The organism is Xanthomonas bonasiae (assembly GCF_017163705.1).
GTDB lineage: Bacteria > Pseudomonadota > Gammaproteobacteria > Xanthomonadales > Xanthomonadaceae > Xanthomonas_A > Xanthomonas_A bonasiae.
This window is the reverse complement of record NZ_JAFIWB010000001.1, coordinates 159893-179812: the sequence shown is the minus strand read 5'-3', so window position 1 is coordinate 179812 and position 19920 is coordinate 159893. Positions and strand designations below refer to the sequence as shown.

Below are 19920 nucleotides of genomic sequence, written 5' to 3'. Positions count from 1 at the left end.
GGTGCGTAGCGACGGCACTGCGGCCACTTGGCGGGGATGTCGAGCGTTCCGGCCTGCCTCGCCGCGGCAGCGATGTCGGTGCGCCTCGCCCGCCGCGTTGCGGTCGGGCAGGGGATGCGGCCCAGCCACCGACCGATGCGGCGGCTGAGGCGAATTCCTACGCACTGCCCTGGACTTGGCCGATAGCGGTCGGTCGATCGGCGCGCGACGCTGGCGATGCGGTTTCCGTCGTGCTGGTCGCCACCGGTCGCGAACCGGGCCGTCGCATTTCCATCCGCACGTTAGTGCCCCGCCAAGGAGTGGCGATCGTATGCAGCAATGCCGCATATCCGCGAGTGGCCATGAGCGCGTGGCGCCGGCGTCCGCGCCGACGTCTGCGCCGTGGCACGGCATTGCGGTCGCCCCGTTCGGCATTGCCGTCGCCGCCAGCCTCGCCGCCGGCGTGCTGGGCGCCTTGTGGCTGCCGCGGTTGGCGCCGTGGCCGTTGTCGCTGGCGCTGCTGCTCGGCGGCATCGCGGTCTGCGTCGGCATGCCGCGCTGGCGATGGCTGGGCGCCTTCGCCGTGGGCTGCGGCTGGTTGGGGCTGATCGCCGGCATGGTGCTGGCGCGGCAACTGCCCGCCGACTGGGAGAAGCGCGTGGCGACGCTGCAGGGGCAGGTGGTGGAGCTGCCGCAGGCCGAGGTGCGGCGCACGCGGTTCATGTTCCGGGTGGACGCCGATCCCGCGCAGCCGGCGCCGTTGCGCGGGCGTTTGTTGCAACTGGCCTGGTACGACGACTTCGGTGCGCACGCGCCTGGGCCGCGCACGGCGCTGCATGCCGGCGCCCGCTGGCGTCTGAGCGTGCGCCTGCGCGCGCCGCGCGGGCTCAGCAATCCCGGCGGTTTCGATGCCGAGGCGTATGCGCTGGCGCAGCGGAGCAGCGCCAGCGGCTATGTGACCGCGCCGCACGCGGCTGTCGAACTGGCGCCGGGGCACGGCATCGATGCCTGGCGCGAGCGCCTGGCGGCGCGGATCGCGGCAGCGGTGCCGAATGCGTCGGCGCGCTATGTGCAGGCACTGGCGCTCGGCGACACGCGCATGCTGGACGATCGCGACTGGCGCATCCTGCGTGCCGCCGGCCTGACCCACCTGATCGCCATCTCCGGCTTCCATGTCGGCCTGGTCGCCGGCGCGTTCGCGCTGTTCGGCGGCGGCCTGTGGCGCCTATGGCCGCGGCTGGGGCGGCATTGGCCGCGCCGCCAGGCCGCCGCGCTGCTGGCGGTGCTCGGTGCCGGCGGCTACACCGTGCTGTCGGGGATGGCGCTGCCCACCGTGCGCACCGCGTTGATGATCGCGGTGGTCGTGGCGGCGCGGCTGTGGCGGCGCCCGGTACGCGTGGTCGATGCGCTGGCGCTGGCGGCGATCGTCATGCTCGCGTTCGACCCGCTGGCGGTGCTGTCCGCCGGCTTCTGGCTGAGCTTCCTCGGCGTGGCCTGGCTGGCCTGGTGCATGCCGGTCGCGGGCAGCGGCTGGCGCGACAAACTGCGCGAATTCCTGTCGGCGCAGGGCGTGGCCACGCTGGGCCTGCTGCCGTTGAGCACGATGCTGTTCGGCCAGGCCTCGGCGGCCGGGCCGCTCGCCAACCTGCTGGCGATCCCGTGGTGGAGCCTGGTGGTGGTGCCGCTGGCGCTGCTCGGCAGCGCGTTGGAGGCGGTGCACGCCGGCGCCGGGGTGTGGGCATGGCGCGCGGCGGCGGCGTGCTTCGATCTGAGCTGGCCGCTGTTCACCGCGCTGGGCGAAAGCCGCTTCGCGCTGTGGTGGCTGCCGGAGGCGCGCGACTGGGCGCTGCCGCTGGCGCTGTTCGGCGCGTTCTGGCTGCTGTTGCCGCGCGCGGTGCCGGGCAAGCCGCTGGCGGCGCTGCTGTGGCTGCCGCTGTTCTGGCCGCCGCTGGAGCGGCCGGCGGCGGGCGAAGTGGAACTGGTGATGATCGACGTCGGCCAGGGCCTGTCGGTGCTGGTGCGTACCGTACGGCATCAGGTGCTGTACGACGCCGGCCCGGCGATCAAGGACGGCTACGATGCCGGCGAGCGCGCGGTGGTGCCGACGCTGCACGCGCTCGGCGTGGCGCGCCTGGACCGGGCCGTGATCAGCCATGGCGACAACGACCACGCCGGCGGCTTCGAGGCGGTGCGCGCGGCGCTGCCGGTCGGCCTGGCCGAGGCGCCGGCCGGCGCGCCGGTACGGGTCGACCGGCCGTGCCTGGCCGGCACCGCCTGGGAGTGGGATGGCGTGCGTTTCCGCTTCCTGCATCCGGCGCCCGGCTTTCCCTATCTCGACAACGAGTCCAGCTGCGTGCTGCGGGTGGAAACCGTGCATGGCGCGATGCTGCTGACCGGCGATATCGGCGATGTGATCGAGCGCCGGCTGCTGCGCCAGGCGCCGCAGGACCTGCGCGCCGACGTGGTGCTGGCGCCGCATCACGGCAGTGCGCATTCCTCGCAGGCGGCCTTCGTCGCCGCCACCGGCGCGCGGCTGGTGCTGATCTCGGCCGGCGAGGGCAACCGCTTCGGCCATCCGCGGGCGGCGGTGGTGGCGCGCTGGCAGGCGTCCGGCGCCGAGGTCGCCACCACCCCGCACGGCGGCGCGCTGCGCGTGTGGCTGGGACACGCCGGCCTGCAGCTGCGCGAACGGCGGCCGTGGCGGGCGCGGCTGTGGGATGCCGCGGAGCGGGCGCGGGCGGCTGCTATCCTATCGGCCAGTGAACGAACGGCCGAACGTGCCGGAGGGTTGCAACGTGTGGGAACTGGTCAAGGCCGGTGGCTGGCCGATGGTGCCGTTGCTGCTGTTGGGCGTGGTCGCGCTGGCGATCGTCCTGGAGCGGTTCTGGAGCCTGCGCCGTAGCGAAGTGCTGCCGCCGGGGCTGGGCCAGGAAGTGCGCAACTGGGCCACGCGCGGCAAACTCGACCCGACCCACATCGAGTCGCTGCGGCGCAATTCGCCGCTGGGCGAGCTGCTCGCCGCCGGGCTGGACGTGCGCAGCCGGCCGCGCGAGATCGTCCGCGAACGCATCGAGGACACCGGCCGCCACGTCGTGCATCGCATGGAGCGGTTCCTGAACGCGTTGGGCACGGTGGCCTCGGCCGGGCCGCTGCTCGGCCTGCTCGGCACCGTGGTCGGCATGATCCAGATGTTCCTGGGCATCCTCGACCACGGCGTCGGCGACGTGAACCAGCTCGCCGGCGGGATCGGCAAGGCGCTGGTGTGCACCGCCACCGGCATGATCATCGCGGTGCCGGCGCTGGTCTTCCACCGCTATTTCAAGAGCCGCATCGCCGGCTACATCATCGAGATGGAGCGCGAAGCCACCGCCCTGAGCGACGTCCTCGACGGCCACGGCCGTGCGGGTGCGGCGACGCCGGCCGCGCCGCGTCCGGCTGCGCGCGGCGGCGCCGCTGCGCCGGCCAAGGGCTGAGCCGGTGCGGATCCGCGACGACCGCGGCCAGGACGAGCCGCATATCGACCTGGTGCCCCTGATCGACGTCATCCTTGTCCTGATCATCTTCTTCGTAGTGACCACCACCTTCGACGCCCGTTCCACGCTGCAGCTGCAACTGCCCAACGCCAGCGACCAGCACAACCCGGCGCCGCCGCGTGCGCTGAGCGTGCTGGTCAACGCCGACGGGCACTATTTCATCAACGACCAGGAAGTGCTGCGCACCGACGTGGAGTCGGTCAAGCGCAGCATCGCCCAGGTCGCCGGCGACGACCGCGAGCAGCCGGTGCTGCTGCGCGCCGATGCGCGCACTCCCTACCAGGCCGTGGTCACCGCGCAGGACGCGCTGGGCCAGCTCGGCTTCCGCCGCATCGCCATCGCCACCGCGCCGGAAGTCAACGCGCCGGAAGTCAAGCGGTGAGCGGCAAAATGGCACCGGTCTGGCCGATCTACCGTCGGCTGCTCGGATATACCCGCGCCTATTGGGTGATGCTGGCCGCCGCGCTGGTGGCGATGGTGGTGGAAGCCACCGCCGGCTACTTCTTCACCCGGCTGATGGACCCGTTGGTCAATCGCGGCTTCGTCAATCCGGAGCCGCGCATGGCGGTGCTGCTGCCGCTGGCGATCCTGGGCCTGTTCGTGATGCGCAGCTTCGCCACCTTCGTCGGCGACTACTGTATGGCGCGCACCGGGCGCAGCGTGGTACGCGACCTGCGCGAGCAGGTGCTGGCCAAGTACCTGCACCTGCCGTCCTCGCACTTCGACGTGGAGGCCACGCCGGTGATGGTCAGCCGGCTGAACTTCGATACCGAGCAGGTCACCCAGGCCGCCGCCGACGCGTTGAAGACCATCGTCGCCGACACCCTGACCATCTTCTACATGCTGGTGGTGATGCTGCAGATGAGCGTCAAGGTCACCCTGGCGCTGCTGGTGGTGGCGCCGTTGATCGGGGTCATCGTCTCCTACGTCGGCAAGCGCTACCGCAAGATCAGCCGCGGCATCCAGGACGGCATGGGCTCGATGGCGCAGAGTGCCGAGCAATCGCTGAGCGCGCAGCAGGAAGTGAAGTTGCATGGCACCCAGTCGCTGGAGATCTCGCGTTACGCGGTGCTGGCCAACCGCATGCTGGGCCTGAACATGAAGGTCGAGACCACCCGCGCGCTGGCCTCGAGCATGGTCCAGTTCCTGGCCGCGGTGGCGCTGGCGGCGATCGTCTGGGTCTCCACCCGCGAGGCGCTGGCCGGGCGTCTGAACCCGGGCCAGTTCATCGCGCTGATGACCTCGATGATGGCGATCATCCCGTCGCTGCGCCGGCTGACCAGCGTGCAGACCTCGATCTCGCGCGGCGTGGCCGCGGCCGAACGTCTGTTCTCGATCCTGGACACGCCGGAGGAACGCGACAGCGGCAGCGTGTCGGTGCAGCGCGTGCGCGGCGAACTGGCGTTCGACAAGGTGATGCTGCGCTACCGCCAGGACAGCGGACTGGCGCTGGACGACATCAGCTTCACCGCCAGGCCGGGCACGGTCACCGCCATCGTCGGCCGCTCCGGCAGCGGCAAGACCAGCCTGGTGCGGCTGGTGCCGCGCTTCTACGAGCCCAGCGGCGGCAGCATCACCCTGGACGGGGTGCCGCTGCACGACTACCGCCTGCACGACCTGCGCCGGCAGATCGCCCTGGTCGGGCAGCGGGTGATGCTGTTCGACGACACCATCGCCGCCAACATCGCCTACGGCACGCAGGCCAGCGACGCGCAGATCCGCGCCGCGGCCGAGGCCGCCAATGCCTGGGAGTTCATCGAGCGGCTGCCGCTGCAGCTGCGCACCCCGGTCGGCGAGAACGGCGCGCTGCTGTCCGGCGGTCAGCGCCAGCGCCTGGCGATCGCCCGCGCGATCCTGCGCGACGCGCCGATCCTGATCCTGGACGAAGCCACCGCCGCGCTGGACAACGAATCCGAGCGCCTGGTGCAGGACGCGCTGCACCGGCTGATGCCCGAGCGCACCACGCTGGTCATCGCGCACCGCCTGTCCACCATCGAGCATGCCGACCAGGTGCTGGTGATGGACCACGGCCGCATCGTCGAGCGCGGCACCCACCACGCGCTGCTCGCCCAGGGCGGCCTGTACGCTCACCTGCACAGCATGCAGTTCCGCGAAAGGCAGCCCTGATGAGCGGTCGCGGGCCACACACGCCTGGCTACTGGTATGGCCAGGGCACCCCGCCGCTGTACGCGCAGTTGCTGACTCCGCTGTACGCGGCGGCGATCGGCCTGCGCCGCGCGCTGTACCGGCGCGGCTGGCGCAAGCGCTACAGCATCGCGGTGCCGGTGGTCGTGGTCGGTAACCTCACCGCCGGCGGCACCGGCAAGACCCCGCTGACCATCGCCCTGGTGCGCAAGCTGCGGGACGCCGGCTGGACGCCGGGCGTGGCCACCCGCGGCTACGGCCGCAGCCAGGACCAGGTCGCGCGCTGGATCGAACCGGGGACCACGCCGGAACTGGGCGGCGACGAGCCGGTGCTGATCGCGCACAAGACCGGCGCGCCGGTGCGGGTGGACCGCGACCGCGTCGCCGCGGCGCGCGCGTTGCTGCAGGCCGGCTGCGACATCGTGGTCTGCGACGACGGCCTGCAGCACTACCGGCTGCAGCGCGACATCGAGATCGAAGTGGTCGACGGCCACCGCCGCTACGGCAACGGCCGCCTGTTGCCGGCCGGGCCGCTGCGCGAGCCGGTGGCGCGCGGCCGCGAATGCGATTTCCGGGTCATCAACCTGGGCCAGGCCAGCGATGTCGGCGAAGTCCAGGCCGGTTTCGGCGAATGGGCGATGCGCCTGCGCATCGACAGCGCGCAACCGCTGCAGGGCGGCCGCGCGCGCGCCTTGCGCAGCTTCGCCGGGCAGCGCGTGCACGCCGTCGCCGGCATCGCCCATCCGCAGCGCTTCTTCGACATGCTGCGCGCGCATGGCATCGGCGTGGTGCCGCACGCGTTTCCCGACCATCACCGCTACCGCGCCGCCGACCTGTCGTTCGGCAGCGAATTACCGGTGCTGATGACCGAGAAGGACGCGGTCAAGTGCGCGGCGCTGGTCAACGACTGGTGCTTCAGCGTGCCGTTGGTGGCGGAGTTGCCGGCCGCGTTCTGGATCGGCCTGCTCGACCGGCTGGACAAGCTGCGCGGGCGCAGCGGCGACGCCATCGAATAGCGGCGCTGGCTGCGCTCAGGCGCAGTCAGCGGAGACGAGAGTGGCGGTGCAGGGCGCCGAGACCCTGTTGCATGCGGCCAGCCCGACGGCCTCGGCTGTCGGGGGTGCGGCTGGTTCGGTCGCGAGCACACCTCGATAGGGGCCACAGCTCGCTGTGTCGCGATGCGACGCAAGTGCTGTCCCGATCGCGCGCAGTAACGGACTGTCCGCAGGTGTGCGCGCAGCTAGTTCCTTGTCATATTCGCGATCGCTGCCACGCGCAGGCCGCTGACGTGGCGGCCGTGCGCAACTGCTGCCGCATGTTCCGCCTGTAGGCAGGCCTGCTGTTCGTTTCCAGGCCGTGGCCGACTTGATGGCCGCCGACCTCGAACACGCCTCCGCCGCTGAAGCGCCAGCGCTTGGTCGCGTGCCGAGGAGCGGCTTGCAGCGCTCGCCAGCGCCGTTCGGCAAGGCGGACATCGCCGCATCGCGATGTCCGCCGCTCACGCCCGCTCAGAACTTGTAGTTCAGCGACAGCGAGGTATTGCGCGGTGCGCCGTAATAGCCCTGCGCCCAGTACAGGCTGTTGATGTACTTGCGGTCGGTGACGTTGTAGACGTTGAGCGTGGCGCTGAACTGCGGGGTGAAGTCGTAGTGCGCCATCAACCCGAGCAGCGCATAGCTGTCCTGGCGGGTGAAGATCTCGTTGCCGCTGGTGTCCAGCGCCTGCTGGTCGCGGTAGATGTCGCCCTGCCAGGTCAGCGTCGCGCCCAGCTTCAGCGCTTCCCATTGCGGAACCGTGTAGGTGGTGGCGAGCTTGAAGGTACGGCGCGGCACGTAGGTGCGCACGTTGCGGCCCGCGTCGTCCTTGAGGCTCAGCTGGGTGTAGCCGGCGTTGAGCTGCCAGTGGTCGCCGAGCCGGCCGGCGAGGTCGAACTCGTAGCCGGTGGAGGTCGCGTCCACCGCCTTGTAGGTCTGCACGTTGCCGATGTAGAGGTCGGTTTCGGCGGTGTTGTCCTGCTTGGCGCGGAACAGCGCGAACGAGGCGTTGACCCGCTGCTGCAGCCACTGGCCCTTGATGCCCAGTTCGGCATTGCTGCCGGTGATCGGATCCAGCACCTGCAGGTTGCGGTCCAGTTCGGTCTGCGGATTGAAGATCTCCGCATAGCTCGCGTACAGCGCGTAGTTCGGATCGAAGTTGTACACCGCACCGACGAAGGGGGTGGTCTTGCTGTCGTCGTAGACGTGCTGCACGCCGTAGTTCTGGCCGCGGCTCTCGATCTGCGTGTGGTTGACGCCGGTGATCAGCTTCAGCGCGTCGCTCAGGTTCCAGCGCGCGGTGGCGTAGGCGCTGCGGCGGATCATGTCGAATTCGGCGCCGGTCGGCGCGGTGGTGAACGCCGGCAGCGCGATGGCGCCGGTCCAGTCCTCCAGGCTGGGCAGCGCGAACCAGGCGCTGCTGTCGCTGGAATCGGGATAGGTCGAGATCTGCGAGACGTCGATGCCGGCCCATTTCACGCCCACCACCAGTTCGTGTTCGCGTCCGCCCAGGGCGAACGGACCGCTGGCGTAGAGGTCGGCGTACTTCTGGGTCTCGTGGCTGACGTAGCGCGAGGGATAGGAGTACAGCCCCAGCCCGGTGTCGCGGTCGGGCGTGCCGTAGACATAGAACAGGTTGCCGTCCGACTCCAGCTTGCGGTAGTTCAGTGCGGCCTTGAGCTGCCAGCCGCCGCCCAGCGCCTGCTGCAGTTCCACGAACGCGCGCTTGTCAGTGCTGTTCCAGTACGACCAGTCGGCCGAGGTGCTGGTCGAGCGCGCGTAGTGGGTGGCGCTGCCGTCGCTGTAGTACAGCGGCAAGGCGCCCCACATGCCGCCGTGCGGCTCGTTCTTCTGGTAACTGGCGCCGACGCTGAGCAAGGTACTGTCGCTGAGATCGGCCTCGACGATGCCGTAGACGCTGCGCTTCTTCAGCGAGTAGCGGTCCAGATAGCTGTCGCCGTCCTGGCCGGCGGCGACGATGCGCCCGCGCACGCGGCCGCTGCGGTCGAGCTTGCCGGACAGGTCGGCGTCCACGCGCCGCGTGTCCCAGCTGCCGGCGGTGACGCCGACGCTGCCCTGCAGTTCCTCGGTCGGGCGCTTGCGCACGAAGTTGACCGTCGCCGACGGGTTGCCGGTCGAGGACAGCAGGCCGTTGGCGCCGCGCAGCACCTCCACGCGCTCGTACATCGCGGTGTCCAGGTCGCCCTCGGCGCCGCCGTTGGTGAACGGCAGGCCCAGCCCGTCGACCTGGAAATTGAGGATGTCGAAGCCGCGCGCGGTGTAGTAGGTGCGGTCGGTCTCGATCTTCTCGACGTTGACGCCGGTGGCCAGCGCCAGCACCGCATTGGCGCTGTCCAGGCCGAAATCGTCCATCTGCTCGCGGCTGATCGTGCTCACCGACTGCGGCGTCTGCAGCGGACTCAACACCAGGCCGGTGCCGGTGGCGCTGGCCGGCGGGGTATAGCCGTCGCTGCGCTGCGCCACCACCTGCAGCTTGTCCAGCAGCTTCGGTGCCGTGTCGCCGGCCGTGGCCGCATCGGCCGTGGCCGCTTCCGTATCGGCCGCGCTGGCGGCCAGCGGCGCGAGCAGGGCGGCAAGCGCCAGGCACAGGGCCTGGCGGCGGACGGGGAGGCGGGCCGGCGCGGCGGCAGACCAGGCGGAACGGGCAGGAAGGTTCATCGGGCGGGATCTATAGAATGGTGGGGGAGGGCGAAATGTCACGCGGCCGGCAGCGGACTGGAAACGGCGTGCAGTGGACGCCATCTGGTAGCCGCAGGTCGTCGCCGTTCTGGCGAATACGAACTATTCTCAATAAACGACAGGGAAAGAGCAACGCATGTTTCGGTTTGGTGAATTCCAGCGTTCAGCTATCGCCTCCGGCGCGAGCGCCCCATGAGCGCACCGCACGCGGCGCCGCCGTCCTTCGTCGTCGCCATTCCGGCGCGCTATGCCGCCTCGCGCCTGCCCGGCAAGCCGCTGCGCGCGCTCGGCGGCGAGCCGCTGGTGCGGCATGTGGCGCGGCGTGCGCTTGGCGCCGGCGCGCAGCAGGTCTGGGTGGCCGCGGACGACCCGCGCATCGCCGCGGCGGTGGCCGATCTGGAAGGGGTGCACGTCGCGCTGACGTCCGCGGCGCATGCCTCCGGCACCGACCGCCTGGCCGAATGCGCCGACATCGCCGGCTGGGACGACGCCACCCTGGTGGTCAACCTGCAGGGCGACGAACCGTTCGCGCCTGCCGCCGGCATCGTCGCGGTGGCGCAGGCGCTGGCCGACAGCGGCGCGGAGATGGCGACCCTGGGCACGCCGGTCGAATCCGCCGAGAGCCTGTTCGATCCGAACGTGGTCAAGCTGGTGCGCAATGCGCACGGCGATGCGCTGTATTTCAGCCGCGCGCCGATCCCGTGGCACCGCGACGCGTTCGCCGCCTCGCGCGAACGGTTGCCGCCGGGTCCGTGGCTGCGCCACATCGGCATCTATGCCTACCGCGCCGGGTTCCTGCGCCGTTTCGCGGCGATGCCGCCGGGCGGGCTGGAGCAAGTGGAGGCGCTGGAGCAACTGCGGGTGCTGGAGGCCGGCTTCCGCATCGCGGTGGCGCTGTCGCCTGAGCCGTTCCCGTCCGGGGTGGACACGCCCGAGGACCTGGCCCGCGCCGAGGCGCACCTGCAGGCACTGGCATGAAGCTGCTGCTGGTGTGCCTTGGCAATATCTGCCGCTCGCCGATGGCCGAAGGCGCGCTGCGCCACCATCTCGAGCGCTCGCCGCTGGCCGGCCAGGTGCAGGTGGATTCGGCCGGGACCGGCGACTGGCACAGCGGCGAGCCGCCGGACCGGCGCGCGGTCGCCTGCGCCCGCGGCCATGGCGTGGACATCGCCGGGCTGCGCGCGCGGCAGCTGCGGGCGGCCGACTTCGCCGCCTTCGACTGGATCCTGTGCGCCGACGCGGCCAACCTGCGCGACGTGCGCCAGCGCGCGCCGGCCGCCGCGTTGGAACGGGTGGCGCTGTGGCTGCCGTGGGCCGGGATGGACGGTCGCAGCGAGATCCCCGACCCGTACACCGGCGGCAGCGACCACTTCGAGGACGTCTGGCGCCTGGTGGACGAAGCGGCGGCGCGCAGCGTGGCGCGACTGTCCGCCGACGGCGGCTCCGGCATAATCGGCCGATGAACTCGATCGCCGCCCTGGAACTGCCGCAGCCCGGCACCTGGCTCAATGCCGCGCCGACCACGCTGCGCGAGCAGCAGGGCCGCGCGCTGGTGCTGGCCTTCGTCAACGCCGCCTCGGTGTGGTGCGCGCAGCGCCTGGCCGAACTCAGCCAGTGGCAGGCGCGCAATCCAGGGCGCCTGCAGCTGATCGTGGTGCAGGTGCCGCGCTTCGACAGCGAGCGCGAACCGCAGCGGGCGTTGAAGCTGCTGCGCAGCCAGGGCGTGTCGGCGCCGATCCTGCTCGACGCCGACTGGGCCGCCTGGCAGCGTTTCGACGTGCAGGCCTGGCCGACCCTGGTGCTGCTCGACGCCGGCGGTTACGAGCGCGAGCGCCTGGTCGGGATCGGCGGCGCCGATCTGGAAAAGGCGCTCAACGCGCTGTGCGCCGGGCAGTCGCTGCCGCTGGACGAGGAGCTGCGCGATGCGCGCGAGACCCAGCCCGAGCCGCGCCTGCCGCTGCGTTTCCCGGTCGGCCTGGCGGTCGCCGAGGATCGCCTGTACATCGCCGACAGCGGCCACCACCGCATTCTCGAATGCACCACCGGCGGCCGCGTGCTGCGCCAGTTCGGGCTGGGCACCGCCGATTTCATCGACGGCGGCATCGGCGAGGCGGCGTTCCACCGGCCGCGCGGACTGGCGCTGGAACGCGGCGTGCTGTACGTCGCCGATACCGGCAACCACGCGTTGCGCCGGATCAATCTGCTCAGCGGCCACGTCGATACCCTGTGCGGCAACGGCCGCGCCGGCGAACCGGTCGAAGGGCCGGTGCAGCACGCGCAGCAGGCGCCGCTGAACCACCCGCAGGACGTGGTGGTGGCCGACAACCAGGTGCACATCGCGATGGCCGGCGACAACCGCATCTGGAGCTACGAACTCGGCAACCGCACCCTGCGCTGGCGTGCCGGCGCCGGCGCGCTGGAACTGCGCGACGGCAGCGGCCACCTGGCCGCGTTCGCGCAGCCGTGCAGCCTGGCCGCGGTCCAGCAGGCGCTGTACGTGTGCGATGCGCTGGGCTCGGCGGTGCGTTCGCTGCAGCTGCGCGGCGACCTGGTGCAGACCCTGCTCGGCGGCCAGGGGCCGTGGGATTTCGGCAACGAGGACGGCCCGCGCAGCCGCGCGCGGCTGCAGTTCCCGCAGGCGATCGCGCTGAGTCCGGAATCGCCGCTGCTGTGGATCGCCGACAGCGGCAACGGCAGCCTGCGCAGCCTGCGCCTGGGTGGCGGCGAGCTGTCGACCGCGGCCCTGCCGCGGCGCCTGCACGGCCCGGCCGGGCTGGCGGTGAGCGCCGGCACGGTGTGGATCGCCGAGACCGACGCCCACGCCGTGTTGCGCTACGACATCGCCAGCGGCGAACTGAGCGACGTGCCGATCAGCGAATGACCGCATCCGCACTGCCCACGTTCGACGGCAAGGCCTTCGCCGCCAACCTCAGTACCGCGCCCGGCGTCTACCGCATGTACGCGGCCGACGACACCTTGCTCTACGTCGGCAAGGCCGGCGCGCTGCGCAAGCGCGTGTCCAGCTATTTCAGCGCCTCGCCGAAGAACGCGCGGACCATGGCGATGCTGGCCCAGGTCGCGCGCATGGACGTCACCGTGACCCGCAGCGAAGGCGAGGCGCTGCTGCTGGAAAACCAGCTGATCAAGTCGCTGGCGCCGCGCTACAACGTGTCGTTGCGCGACGACAAGAGCTATCCCTACGTGCTGCTGACCCGCGAGGAATGGCCGCGGATCGCGCTGCACCGCGGCCCGCGCGCGCTACCCGGACGTTACTTCGGCCCGTATCCCGGCGTCACCGCGGTGCGCGAGACGCTGAACCTGATGCACAAGCTGTTCAAGCTGCGCAGCTGCGAGGACAGCGTGTTCCGCAACCGCTCGCGGCCATGCCTGCAGTACCAGATCGGCCGCTGCAGCGCGCCGTGCGTGGCGCTGGTGCCGGCCGACGAGTACGCCGAATCGGTGCGCCGCGCGACGATGTTCCTGGACGGCCGCAGCGACCAGCTCGGCGAGGAACTGGTGCAGGCGATGCAGGCCGCCAGCGAGCAACTGGAATTCGAGCGCGCCGCGCGCCTGCGCGACCTGCTCGGCTCGCTGCGCAGCATGCAGAGCCGGCAGTACGTGGACGGCCGCGCCGCCGACCTGGACGTGCTCGCCTGCGCGATGCAGGGCGCCAACGCCTGCGTGCTGCTGCTGGCGTTCCGCGACGGCCGCAATCTCGGCACCCGCGCGTTCTTCCCCAAGACCAATGGCGAGGACAGCGCCGCCGAGGTGCTGGGCGCGTTCGTGTCGCAGTACTACGCCGAACAGCCGCCGCCGCGCGAGGTGCTGCTGGACCGCGAGATCGACGATGCGGAGATGATCGAGGCGGCCTTGAGTTCGGCCGCCGAACGCAAGGTGCAGCTGCGCTGGAACGTACGCGGCGAGCGCGCCGGCTACCTGGAACTGGCCAGCCGCAACGCGCAGGCCACGTTGGCCACCGAACTGACCAGCCGCAACGCGCAGCATGCGCGCAGCGAGGCCTTGCGCGAGATGCTGGGGCTGGCCGAGCCGGTCCGGCGCGCGGAGTGCTTCGACATCAGCCACACCATGGGCGAGGCCACCGTGGCCTCGTGCGTGGTGTTCGACGCCAGCGGCCCGGTGCGCAGCCAGTACCGGCGCTACAACATCAGCGGCATCGAGCCGGGCGACGACTACGCGGCGATGCGCCAGGCGATCGAGCGCCGCTTCCGCCGCGCCGCGGAAGGCGAGGGCAAGGGCGATGCGGTGCTGCCCGACGTGCTGCTGATCGACGGCGGCGCCGGCCAGCTGGCGCAGGCCAACGCCGCGCTCGCCGACCTGGGCGTGGACGGCATCCTGGTGATCGGCGTGGCCAAGGGCGCCGAGCGCCGCGCCGGCCACGAGACGCTGGTGATGCCGGACGGGCGCGAACTGCGCCCCGGTGCGGCCTCGCCGGCATTGCAGTTCATTCAGCAGGTGCGTGACGAGGCGCACCGTTTCGCGATCACCGGCCACCGCGGGCGGCGCCAGAAAGCGCGCATGACCAGCAAGCTGGAGGACATCCCCGGCATCGGTCCGCGCCGCCGCGCCAGCCTGTTGAAGCATTTCGGCGGACTGGCCGGACTCAAGGCCGCCGGCGAAGCGGAGATCGCGCGCGTGGAAGGCATCAACGACGCGCTCGCTGCACGAATCTACGCTAACCTGCACGGGCTGCCGGTGCCCGATCCGGCAGGCGAGTAGAGCAGCGCAATGAAGTTGACCATCCCCACCTGGCTGACGCTGCTGCGGATCGTGATGATTCCGGTGCTGGTGCTGGTGTTCTATCTTCCCTACACGTGGACGAACTTCGCCTCGGCGGCGATCTTCGGCCTGGCCGCATTCACCGATTGGCTGGACGGCTGGGTGGCGCGGCGCTACCACCAGTATTCCGCGTTCGGCGCGTTCCTGGACCCGGTGGCCGACAAGCTGATGGTCGCGGTGGCGCTGTTCCTGATCGTGCAGGGCCACCCGACGCCGTGGATGGCGTTCTGGGCGGCGGTGATCGTCGGCCGCGAAATCGCGGTGTCGGCGCTGCGCGAGTGGATGGCCGAGATCGGCCAGCGCGCCAAGGTGCGGGTGGCGATGATCGGCAAGGTCAAGACCACCGCGCAGATGGTCGCGCTGCTGTGCCTGCTGTATTCGGTGATGCCGGACGGCTCGCCGCCGGAGAGCGTGTGGATGGGCCTGTTCATCTTCCACATCGGCGACTGGACCCTGGCCATCGCCTCGATCCTGACCCTGCTGTCCGGCATCCAGTACCTGCATGCGGCCTGGCCGAGCCTGCGCGCCGACGAGCGCGCCGCGGTCGCGGACAAGAATGCGAAAAAAATCGAAGGCAACGGTTGACAGCCTGCCGGTTCCCGGTAAAATTCGCGGCCTCAAGCGGGAATAGCTCAGTTGGTAGAGCGCAACCTTGCCAAGGTTGAGGTCGCGAGTTCGAGTCTCGTTTCCCGCTCCAGACGGTTTTGCAGGCATCCAGCGGATACCGGCGAAACGATGAAATCAGGACCTTCGGGTCCTTTTTTCGTTTTGGGCGATCGCGTCCGGGGCGACGCGTTCGCCGCGACACCCAGCATCGGCACCGCGCCGCGTCGAGGATGCCGCGCCTGGCCGGCCCGGCGCGGCGTTTCGCGGCGTGCGTACGCCGCCATCGAGTGCGCTTGAATCCGGAACCTTGGTGGCCGCCGCGTTCAGACGCGTGCTGGCGGCGTTGCTGCAGGGCCGCGCCGGCGAGCGCGTCTGCCTGCAGGACCTGGTGAGCGTGGGCCACTGATGCCAGCGGCGCCGGCGCGACGATTGGGATGCCTGTTCCGAAGCCGCACAGTGTCGACCGCGTGCACCGCGATCCTGCGCTAGGTTCGGCCTGGGGCGTCGCATCGCGTGCATCCAGACGGCCTGCGGAACACGTGGCGTTGCAGCGGCCGCAGCGTTCCAGCGCGAGCGAATAGAGATGTGTGCGTCGGACCGAAGCGGTCGCGGCGCCGATCGCATGTGCGGATGCCGAACGCCCTCCACGCACTCCATCCTCCACGCGTCTGGCCACAGCAGGAGCCACCATGAACTTCGAGATCGCGACCTGGTACGACACCTGGAACGGCACCGGTGCCGACAATCTTGCGCAGGGCAAGGTGCCGCTCGGCTATGCCAGCCGCTACAACCTGGCTTTCGGCATATTCGTCGAGACCAGCAACGGCTATACCCTGGACCTCAACGCGCAATTCGCCGCGCAGAATCTCGGCCAGATCAAGACGCAGGCGCCCGGCGCGCTGATCTATGCCGGCGTCGGCGACACCGGGCTGGTGGCGACCGTGGCGGACAATCGCGACAACGCCAACCGTTCCACCGCCAACATCGTGGCCTATCTGCAGCAGCAGGGCCTCAACGGCATCAGCATCGATTCCGAAGGCGACGGCATGTCCTCGGTGGTGGAGCTGGTGACGCAGCTCAGCCCGAGTTTCAAGGCGGCCGGGCTCGGCATCGCGGTGTCGGTGCCGTGGCCTGCCGGTGGGCCGGTCGCGCTGTACGGCGACGGCGCGGTGGCGGCGTTCAACCAGTACGTGGATGCCGCCGAATTGCAGGACTATTCGTCCTCCGGCACGCCGCAGGATGCGCAGGTGTGGATCCAGGCCGGGGTGCGCGCCGACATCCTGATGGGCGGGGTGGCCACCGAGAACGGCAACGTGCAGACCTCGCTCGAAGACACCGCGGCCTGGACCAGCTACGCGCTGCAGAACGGCTTGCGCGGCATGTTCAGCTGGAGGCTGGACAACGACCATGGCCAGGATGGCCAGGAAGAGGACGTGGATCCGACCTTCACCGGCGCCAAGACGATCTACGACACCGTCCATGCGCAGCGCGGCGCCGCGGACCCGGTGCGCTAGCGCGATTCGGCACGGCGGCAGTGCGCCGCCAGGCCTGGGTGCATGCGCGGCACGCTGCACGCCGCTTGCATCGTCGCGCGCACGATCGGGGCGTCATGCGTCGCTGGATATACTCCAGCGGCGCAGACGAGAGAGAAGACCGAGGACGTGAGTGCCAGCCATGACGCCTACGCGGATCAGATTCGCTACCTGACCGAGCTGGGGCCGCGTGCGTCCGGTACGCCGGCCCACAATGCGCTGATCGGCCATGTGGCGACCGCGTTGGCCGAGCTCGGCCTCGACGTGCAGCGCGATCCGCACACATTCGAACGCTGGGAGGTCGACCGGGACGCGCTGGCGCTGCAGGTGGGGGAACGCCGCATCGCGATCGCCTCGGCGTGGCCTTATTCCGGCGAAACTCCGCGCGACGGCACGACCGCGCCGCTGGTCCTGCTGCGCGGGCGACGCAAGCACTGGCGAGCGGCCGCCGGCAAGATCGCGGTGATCGAAGTGCCGCACATCGCGGTGCCGACGACGCTGTTGGTCGAGGCCTGGGACGGGCCGCTGCCGTTCGACCGGGTCTCCAACCCGATCATCAGTTCCGAACTCGCCGGCACCGATCTGGCCAAGGCGAAGCGCGCGGGGGTGCTCGGCGTGATCGCGGTCTGGCGCGGCCTGCCCGATGCGGCCGCTGCGGGTCAGTATCTGCCTTTCACCCGCGACTATCAGGGACTGCCGGCCGTCTGGGTTGCCGAAAGCCAGCGCGCGCAGCTGCTCGCCGCCGCCGAACGCGGCGCTGTGGCCACGCTGACCGTGAGCGCGAGCAAGACCGCGAACGCGCGCATGGACACGCTCTGGGCCGTGTCGCCGGGAACCGGTCCGCGGGCCAGCGAGTCGGTGCTGGTCGTCACCCACAGCGATGGCGGCAACGCGGTCGAAGAGAACGGCCACATCGGCTTGCTCGCGCTGGCGCGCGACGCGGTCGCCGCGCCGCACGAACGCAGCATCGTCTTCGTCTACACCGCCGGCCACCTGCGCATGCCGGCCGTCACCGCGCACGGCCAAGCCACCACCGCCTGGCTCGAGACCCACCGCGACCTGTGGGCCGGAACACCTGGCGGCTATACCGCGGCCGCCGGTCTGGTCATCGAACATCTGGGCGCAAAGCACTTGCGCATCGATGCCGCCACCGGGCGCTACGCGTCCGACGGCACGCTCGAACCCGAACTGTTGTACGCCACGACACCCGAACTCGCCCGGCTCACCCGCACGCTGTGGCGTGGCGCAATCGCCGATGCAGCGACCCCGGTCAAGCCCGGCGCGTTGCTGCATTTCGGCGAAGGGGAACCGCTGTTCGAGCGCAGGATTCCTGCGGTCGCGCTGGTCACCGGTCCCGAGTATCTGCTTGCGGAGTGCGAAGGCGACCTGGTCGACATCGACGCGCTCGCGCGGCAGGTCGACAGCTTCCGCCGGCTGCAGCAGCACTTGGCCGGCAGCATCGATCGGGAATCCTTCGGCAAGGTCGCGCTGCCCGGCAAATGGAAGAAGGCGCTGGCGGCCGTCCGCGTCGGTGTGTTCCTGCTCCGGCGCCGTTGAACGCGCGCCGGCGGCGGAGATACGGAGCGTTCGCTGCGGATGCGGCCTGTCGATGCACGTGACCCTGTAGGAGCGGCTTCAGCCGCGACGGGCGTTACCGGTACGCCCGTCGCAATCGCAGTACCCGACCGCTGCGTCAGGGCAGCGTCGCAGCCTCGCGGAAGCCCGCCCGTCCGCAGGCGGCATCGTAGGCGTAGTCCGTCGCAGCGAGTACGTGGCGGCCACTGTTGATGTGCGCGGGCGGTGCGTCGAGCGGTCCGCGCCACTGCACACTGTCCGGTGTCGCCGGTGCGGTGCCCCCGACCTTGAAGCCGTAGCTGAAGACCGGATGCCCGGCCGGACCGATGGCGAGCGTCATCTGCGTTCCTTCCGGTACCACCAGCGAGGTGGCCGCAGTGGCGTCGGAGGCGCGGCCGGACGTTGCGCTTGCAGGCTTTGCGGGTGTGGTCAGCTTCTGCTGCAATTTCGCCGGGGCAGGCGGTTGTTTGGTTGGGGTCAGCATCATGTAAGCGATGCCGGTATCCGGCAGCAGCTTGCCGCAGACCTGGTAATCGCTGCCGCTGGCCGGAAAACCGGCGCATGCGTTCGGCGCCTGCCAGTCGGCGCCACCGGCGGCACTCGCCGCGGCGCGCTGCAGCGGAATCAGCGAGAAGCCGCGCAGCGCCTGCTCGCTGACGCCCAGGGTGATGCCCGACGCGCTGACGATGTAGCCCGGGCTCATGTTGCCGGTACGCATCTGCACGAGGTTGAGAAACGGATTGCGTGCTGCCGCGACGCCGCGGTCGTAGCCCACGCCCATCATGCCGAAGTCGGGAGAGATCGTTTTGCAGTCCTTCAACGTCTGAGTGCCGCCGCTGCTCAGGGCGAGGGTGTTGTTGTAGGCCGCGCAGTTGTCCGGCGCCTGGCTCAGCGTCTTCGCCGATCCGGGCGGCGTTCCCTTCGGAATCGTGGCGACGTCGCAGGTGCATTGCGCCGCCAGAACCTCGATCGCGTCGATGCGCGCCGCGGCGCTGTTGCCGTCGGCCGATACGCCGAGCAGCATCGGCACCTGCACGTATTTGCCGGGGTGGTACTGGCTGTTGCTGGAATAGAAGATGTAGCCGAGCTTGGTCGAGGCGTCCCAAGCCTGCTGGATCGCCGCGCTGAGCGGCACCACCACGCCGGTGGAGCCGGTGTCCACTTCCAGGACCTGGCTGGCGGCAGCGGCGGAGGTCGCCGAGGCCGGCGGCGTGCCGACCTGCACCCGCACCTGGTAGGCGTATTTCGGCATGTTCTGCGAGACCAGCGGCAAGCGCAGGGTCTGCGTCTGCAGCCGGCAGGATTGCGCCTGCGCGGCGCCGGCCGCGGCCAGGCAAACCACCGCGGCGCTGCAGCGTGTCCATCGGTTCATGGCGATCCCTCGTATGGATGTCGCTGCGATGCTAGGGGCATGGCCGGCGCAGGTGCGCAGCGACGCATGCACGTCCAGGCACTTGTCTACCTCGATGGGCGAGGCGCTGTGGTGGAGATTCCAGTCCGCGCTCGCGCCGGCGGCGCCGCCGATGCGGCAGCGGTCTTCGCCCGGACAGGCGCCGCCGCGCGCCGCGGATCCGGTGCGGATGGCCCGTCGCGCCGTGCGCCATGCCACGCGAACGCCACCGTCGGATTTTTTTGTCGGAAGGCTGGCGCAATGCGCAGGAGGGCTGTAGAATGGCTGGCTCCCAAGCGGGAATAGCTCAGTTGGTAGAGCGCAACCTTGCCAAGGTTGAGGTCGCGAGTTCGAGTCTCGTTTCCCGCTCCAGATTCAGACAGAGCCCCGTCAGCGGGGCTTTGTTTTGTCGGACACCGCTGTTGGCGGTTTCGGCTAGAATTCAGTCCACCGGCCTGGTGGCAGAGTGGTTATGCAGCGGACTGCAAATCCGCGTACGCCGGTTCAATTCCGACCCAGGCCTCCATCTGCACTTCGACGCCCGGTAGATCCACGATCTACCGGGCGTTTGCGTTCGTGGCTGCCCGATCTGGCGGCGCTCGCCGCGGTGGATCGCCGCCGCGCTTGCC

Annotated in this window: 14 protein-coding genes and 3 tRNA genes; 15 read left to right on the top strand and 2 right to left on the bottom strand. The window is 70.4% G+C overall.

Annotated features, from left to right (window positions below; genetic code table 11):
• The first annotated feature begins 310 nt into the window (after nucleotides 1–310).
• The 5 genes from JR064_RS00765 to lpxK are packed head-to-tail and all read left to right on the top strand — an operon-like array spanning nucleotide 311 to nucleotide 6673.
• Entirely contained in the window at nucleotides 311–2881 is a 2571-nt protein-coding gene (locus JR064_RS00765) for a DNA internalization-related competence protein ComEC/Rec2 (protein ID WP_241092784.1), read from the top strand.
• Nucleotides 2775–3452: a MotA/TolQ/ExbB proton channel family protein gene (locus JR064_RS00760; protein WP_179564036.1), complete on the top strand. Its 678-nt coding sequence runs from the start codon at nucleotides 2775–2777 to the stop codon at nucleotides 3450–3452. The genes JR064_RS00765 and JR064_RS00760 overlap by 107 nt, the downstream gene beginning before the upstream one ends.
• 4 nt (nucleotides 3453–3456) lie before the next feature.
• On the top strand, nucleotides 3457–3894 hold the full coding sequence (locus tag JR064_RS00755) for an ExbD/TolR family protein (RefSeq protein WP_185813130.1): 438 nt from the start codon (nucleotides 3457–3459) through the stop codon (nucleotides 3892–3894).
• An 8-nt stretch (nucleotides 3895–3902) separates the two neighbouring features.
• Entirely contained in the window at nucleotides 3903–5639 is a 1737-nt protein-coding gene (gene msbA / locus JR064_RS00750) for a lipid A export permease/ATP-binding protein MsbA (RefSeq protein WP_206228716.1), read from the top strand.
• Nucleotides 5639–6673: a tetraacyldisaccharide 4'-kinase gene (lpxK, locus tag JR064_RS00745; RefSeq protein ID WP_206228488.1), complete on the top strand. Its 1035-nt coding sequence runs from the start codon at nucleotides 5639–5641 to the stop codon at nucleotides 6671–6673. Before msbA ends, lpxK begins: the two co-directional genes overlap by 1 nt.
• A 492-nt stretch (nucleotides 6674–7165) precedes the next feature.
• Here lpxK and JR064_RS00740 read toward each other — a convergent pair whose 3' ends face one another.
• Complete coding sequence (locus tag JR064_RS00740) at nucleotides 7166–9370, bottom strand: TonB-dependent siderophore receptor (RefSeq protein WP_241092783.1); 2205 nt, start codon at nucleotides 9368–9370, stop codon at nucleotides 7166–7168.
• Nucleotides 9371–9583: 213 nt separating this feature from the next.
• On the opposite strand from JR064_RS00740, the gene kdsB reads away from it, so the two are divergent.
• The 8 genes from kdsB to JR064_RS00700 all read left to right on the top strand — a co-directional run bounded on the left by kdsB (nucleotide 9584) and on the right by JR064_RS00700 (nucleotide 17883).
• Nucleotides 9584–10369, top strand: coding sequence for a 3-deoxy-manno-octulosonate cytidylyltransferase (kdsB, locus tag JR064_RS00735; RefSeq protein WP_206228487.1), 786 nt, complete (start codon nucleotides 9584–9586; stop codon nucleotides 10367–10369).
• Nucleotides 10366–10854, top strand: a complete 489-nt coding sequence (locus JR064_RS00730) for a low molecular weight protein-tyrosine-phosphatase (protein WP_206228486.1) — start codon at nucleotides 10366–10368, stop codon at nucleotides 10852–10854. The genes kdsB and JR064_RS00730 overlap by 4 nt, the downstream gene beginning before the upstream one ends.
• Nucleotides 10851–12272: a hypothetical protein gene (locus JR064_RS00725; RefSeq protein WP_206228485.1), complete on the top strand. Its 1422-nt coding sequence runs from the start codon at nucleotides 10851–10853 to the stop codon at nucleotides 12270–12272. Before JR064_RS00730 ends, JR064_RS00725 begins: the two co-directional genes overlap by 4 nt.
• Entirely contained in the window at nucleotides 12269–14128 is a 1860-nt protein-coding gene (gene uvrC / locus JR064_RS00720; RefSeq protein ID WP_206228484.1) for an excinuclease ABC subunit UvrC, read from the top strand. Before JR064_RS00725 ends, uvrC begins: the two co-directional genes overlap by 4 nt.
• A gap of 9 nt (nucleotides 14129–14137) precedes the next feature.
• The gene (pgsA, locus tag JR064_RS00715) at nucleotides 14138–14773 is read left to right on the top strand and encodes a CDP-diacylglycerol--glycerol-3-phosphate 3-phosphatidyltransferase (protein WP_003472804.1); all 636 of its coding nucleotides are present in this window, start codon (nucleotides 14138–14140) and stop codon (nucleotides 14771–14773) included.
• Between the two features lie 36 nt (nucleotides 14774–14809).
• Nucleotides 14810–14885 (top strand) — tRNA-Gly (locus tag JR064_RS00710).
• 598 nt (nucleotides 14886–15483) lie between these two features.
• Nucleotides 15484–16308: a glycoside hydrolase family 18 protein gene (locus tag JR064_RS00705; protein ID WP_206228483.1), complete on the top strand. Its 825-nt coding sequence runs from the start codon at nucleotides 15484–15486 to the stop codon at nucleotides 16306–16308.
• A gap of 42 nt (nucleotides 16309–16350) precedes the next feature.
• Entirely contained in the window at nucleotides 16351–17883 is a 1533-nt protein-coding gene (locus JR064_RS00700) for a hypothetical protein (protein ID WP_206228482.1), read from the top strand.
• Nucleotides 17884–18019: 136 nt separating this feature from the next.
• On the opposite strand, the gene JR064_RS00695 is transcribed toward JR064_RS00700, so the two are convergent.
• Entirely contained in the window at nucleotides 18020–19273 is a 1254-nt protein-coding gene (locus JR064_RS00695; RefSeq protein WP_206228481.1) for a hypothetical protein, read from the bottom strand.
• 314 nt (nucleotides 19274–19587) lie between these two features.
• Here JR064_RS00695 and JR064_RS00690 point away from each other — a divergent pair.
• Both JR064_RS00690 and JR064_RS00685 read left to right on the top strand, forming a co-directional pair.
• A tRNA-Gly gene (locus JR064_RS00690) sits at nucleotides 19588–19663 on the top strand.
• A gap of 80 nt (nucleotides 19664–19743) precedes the next feature.
• Nucleotides 19744–19817, top strand: a tRNA-Cys gene (locus tag JR064_RS00685).
• Nucleotides 19818–19920: the final 103 nt, after the last annotated feature.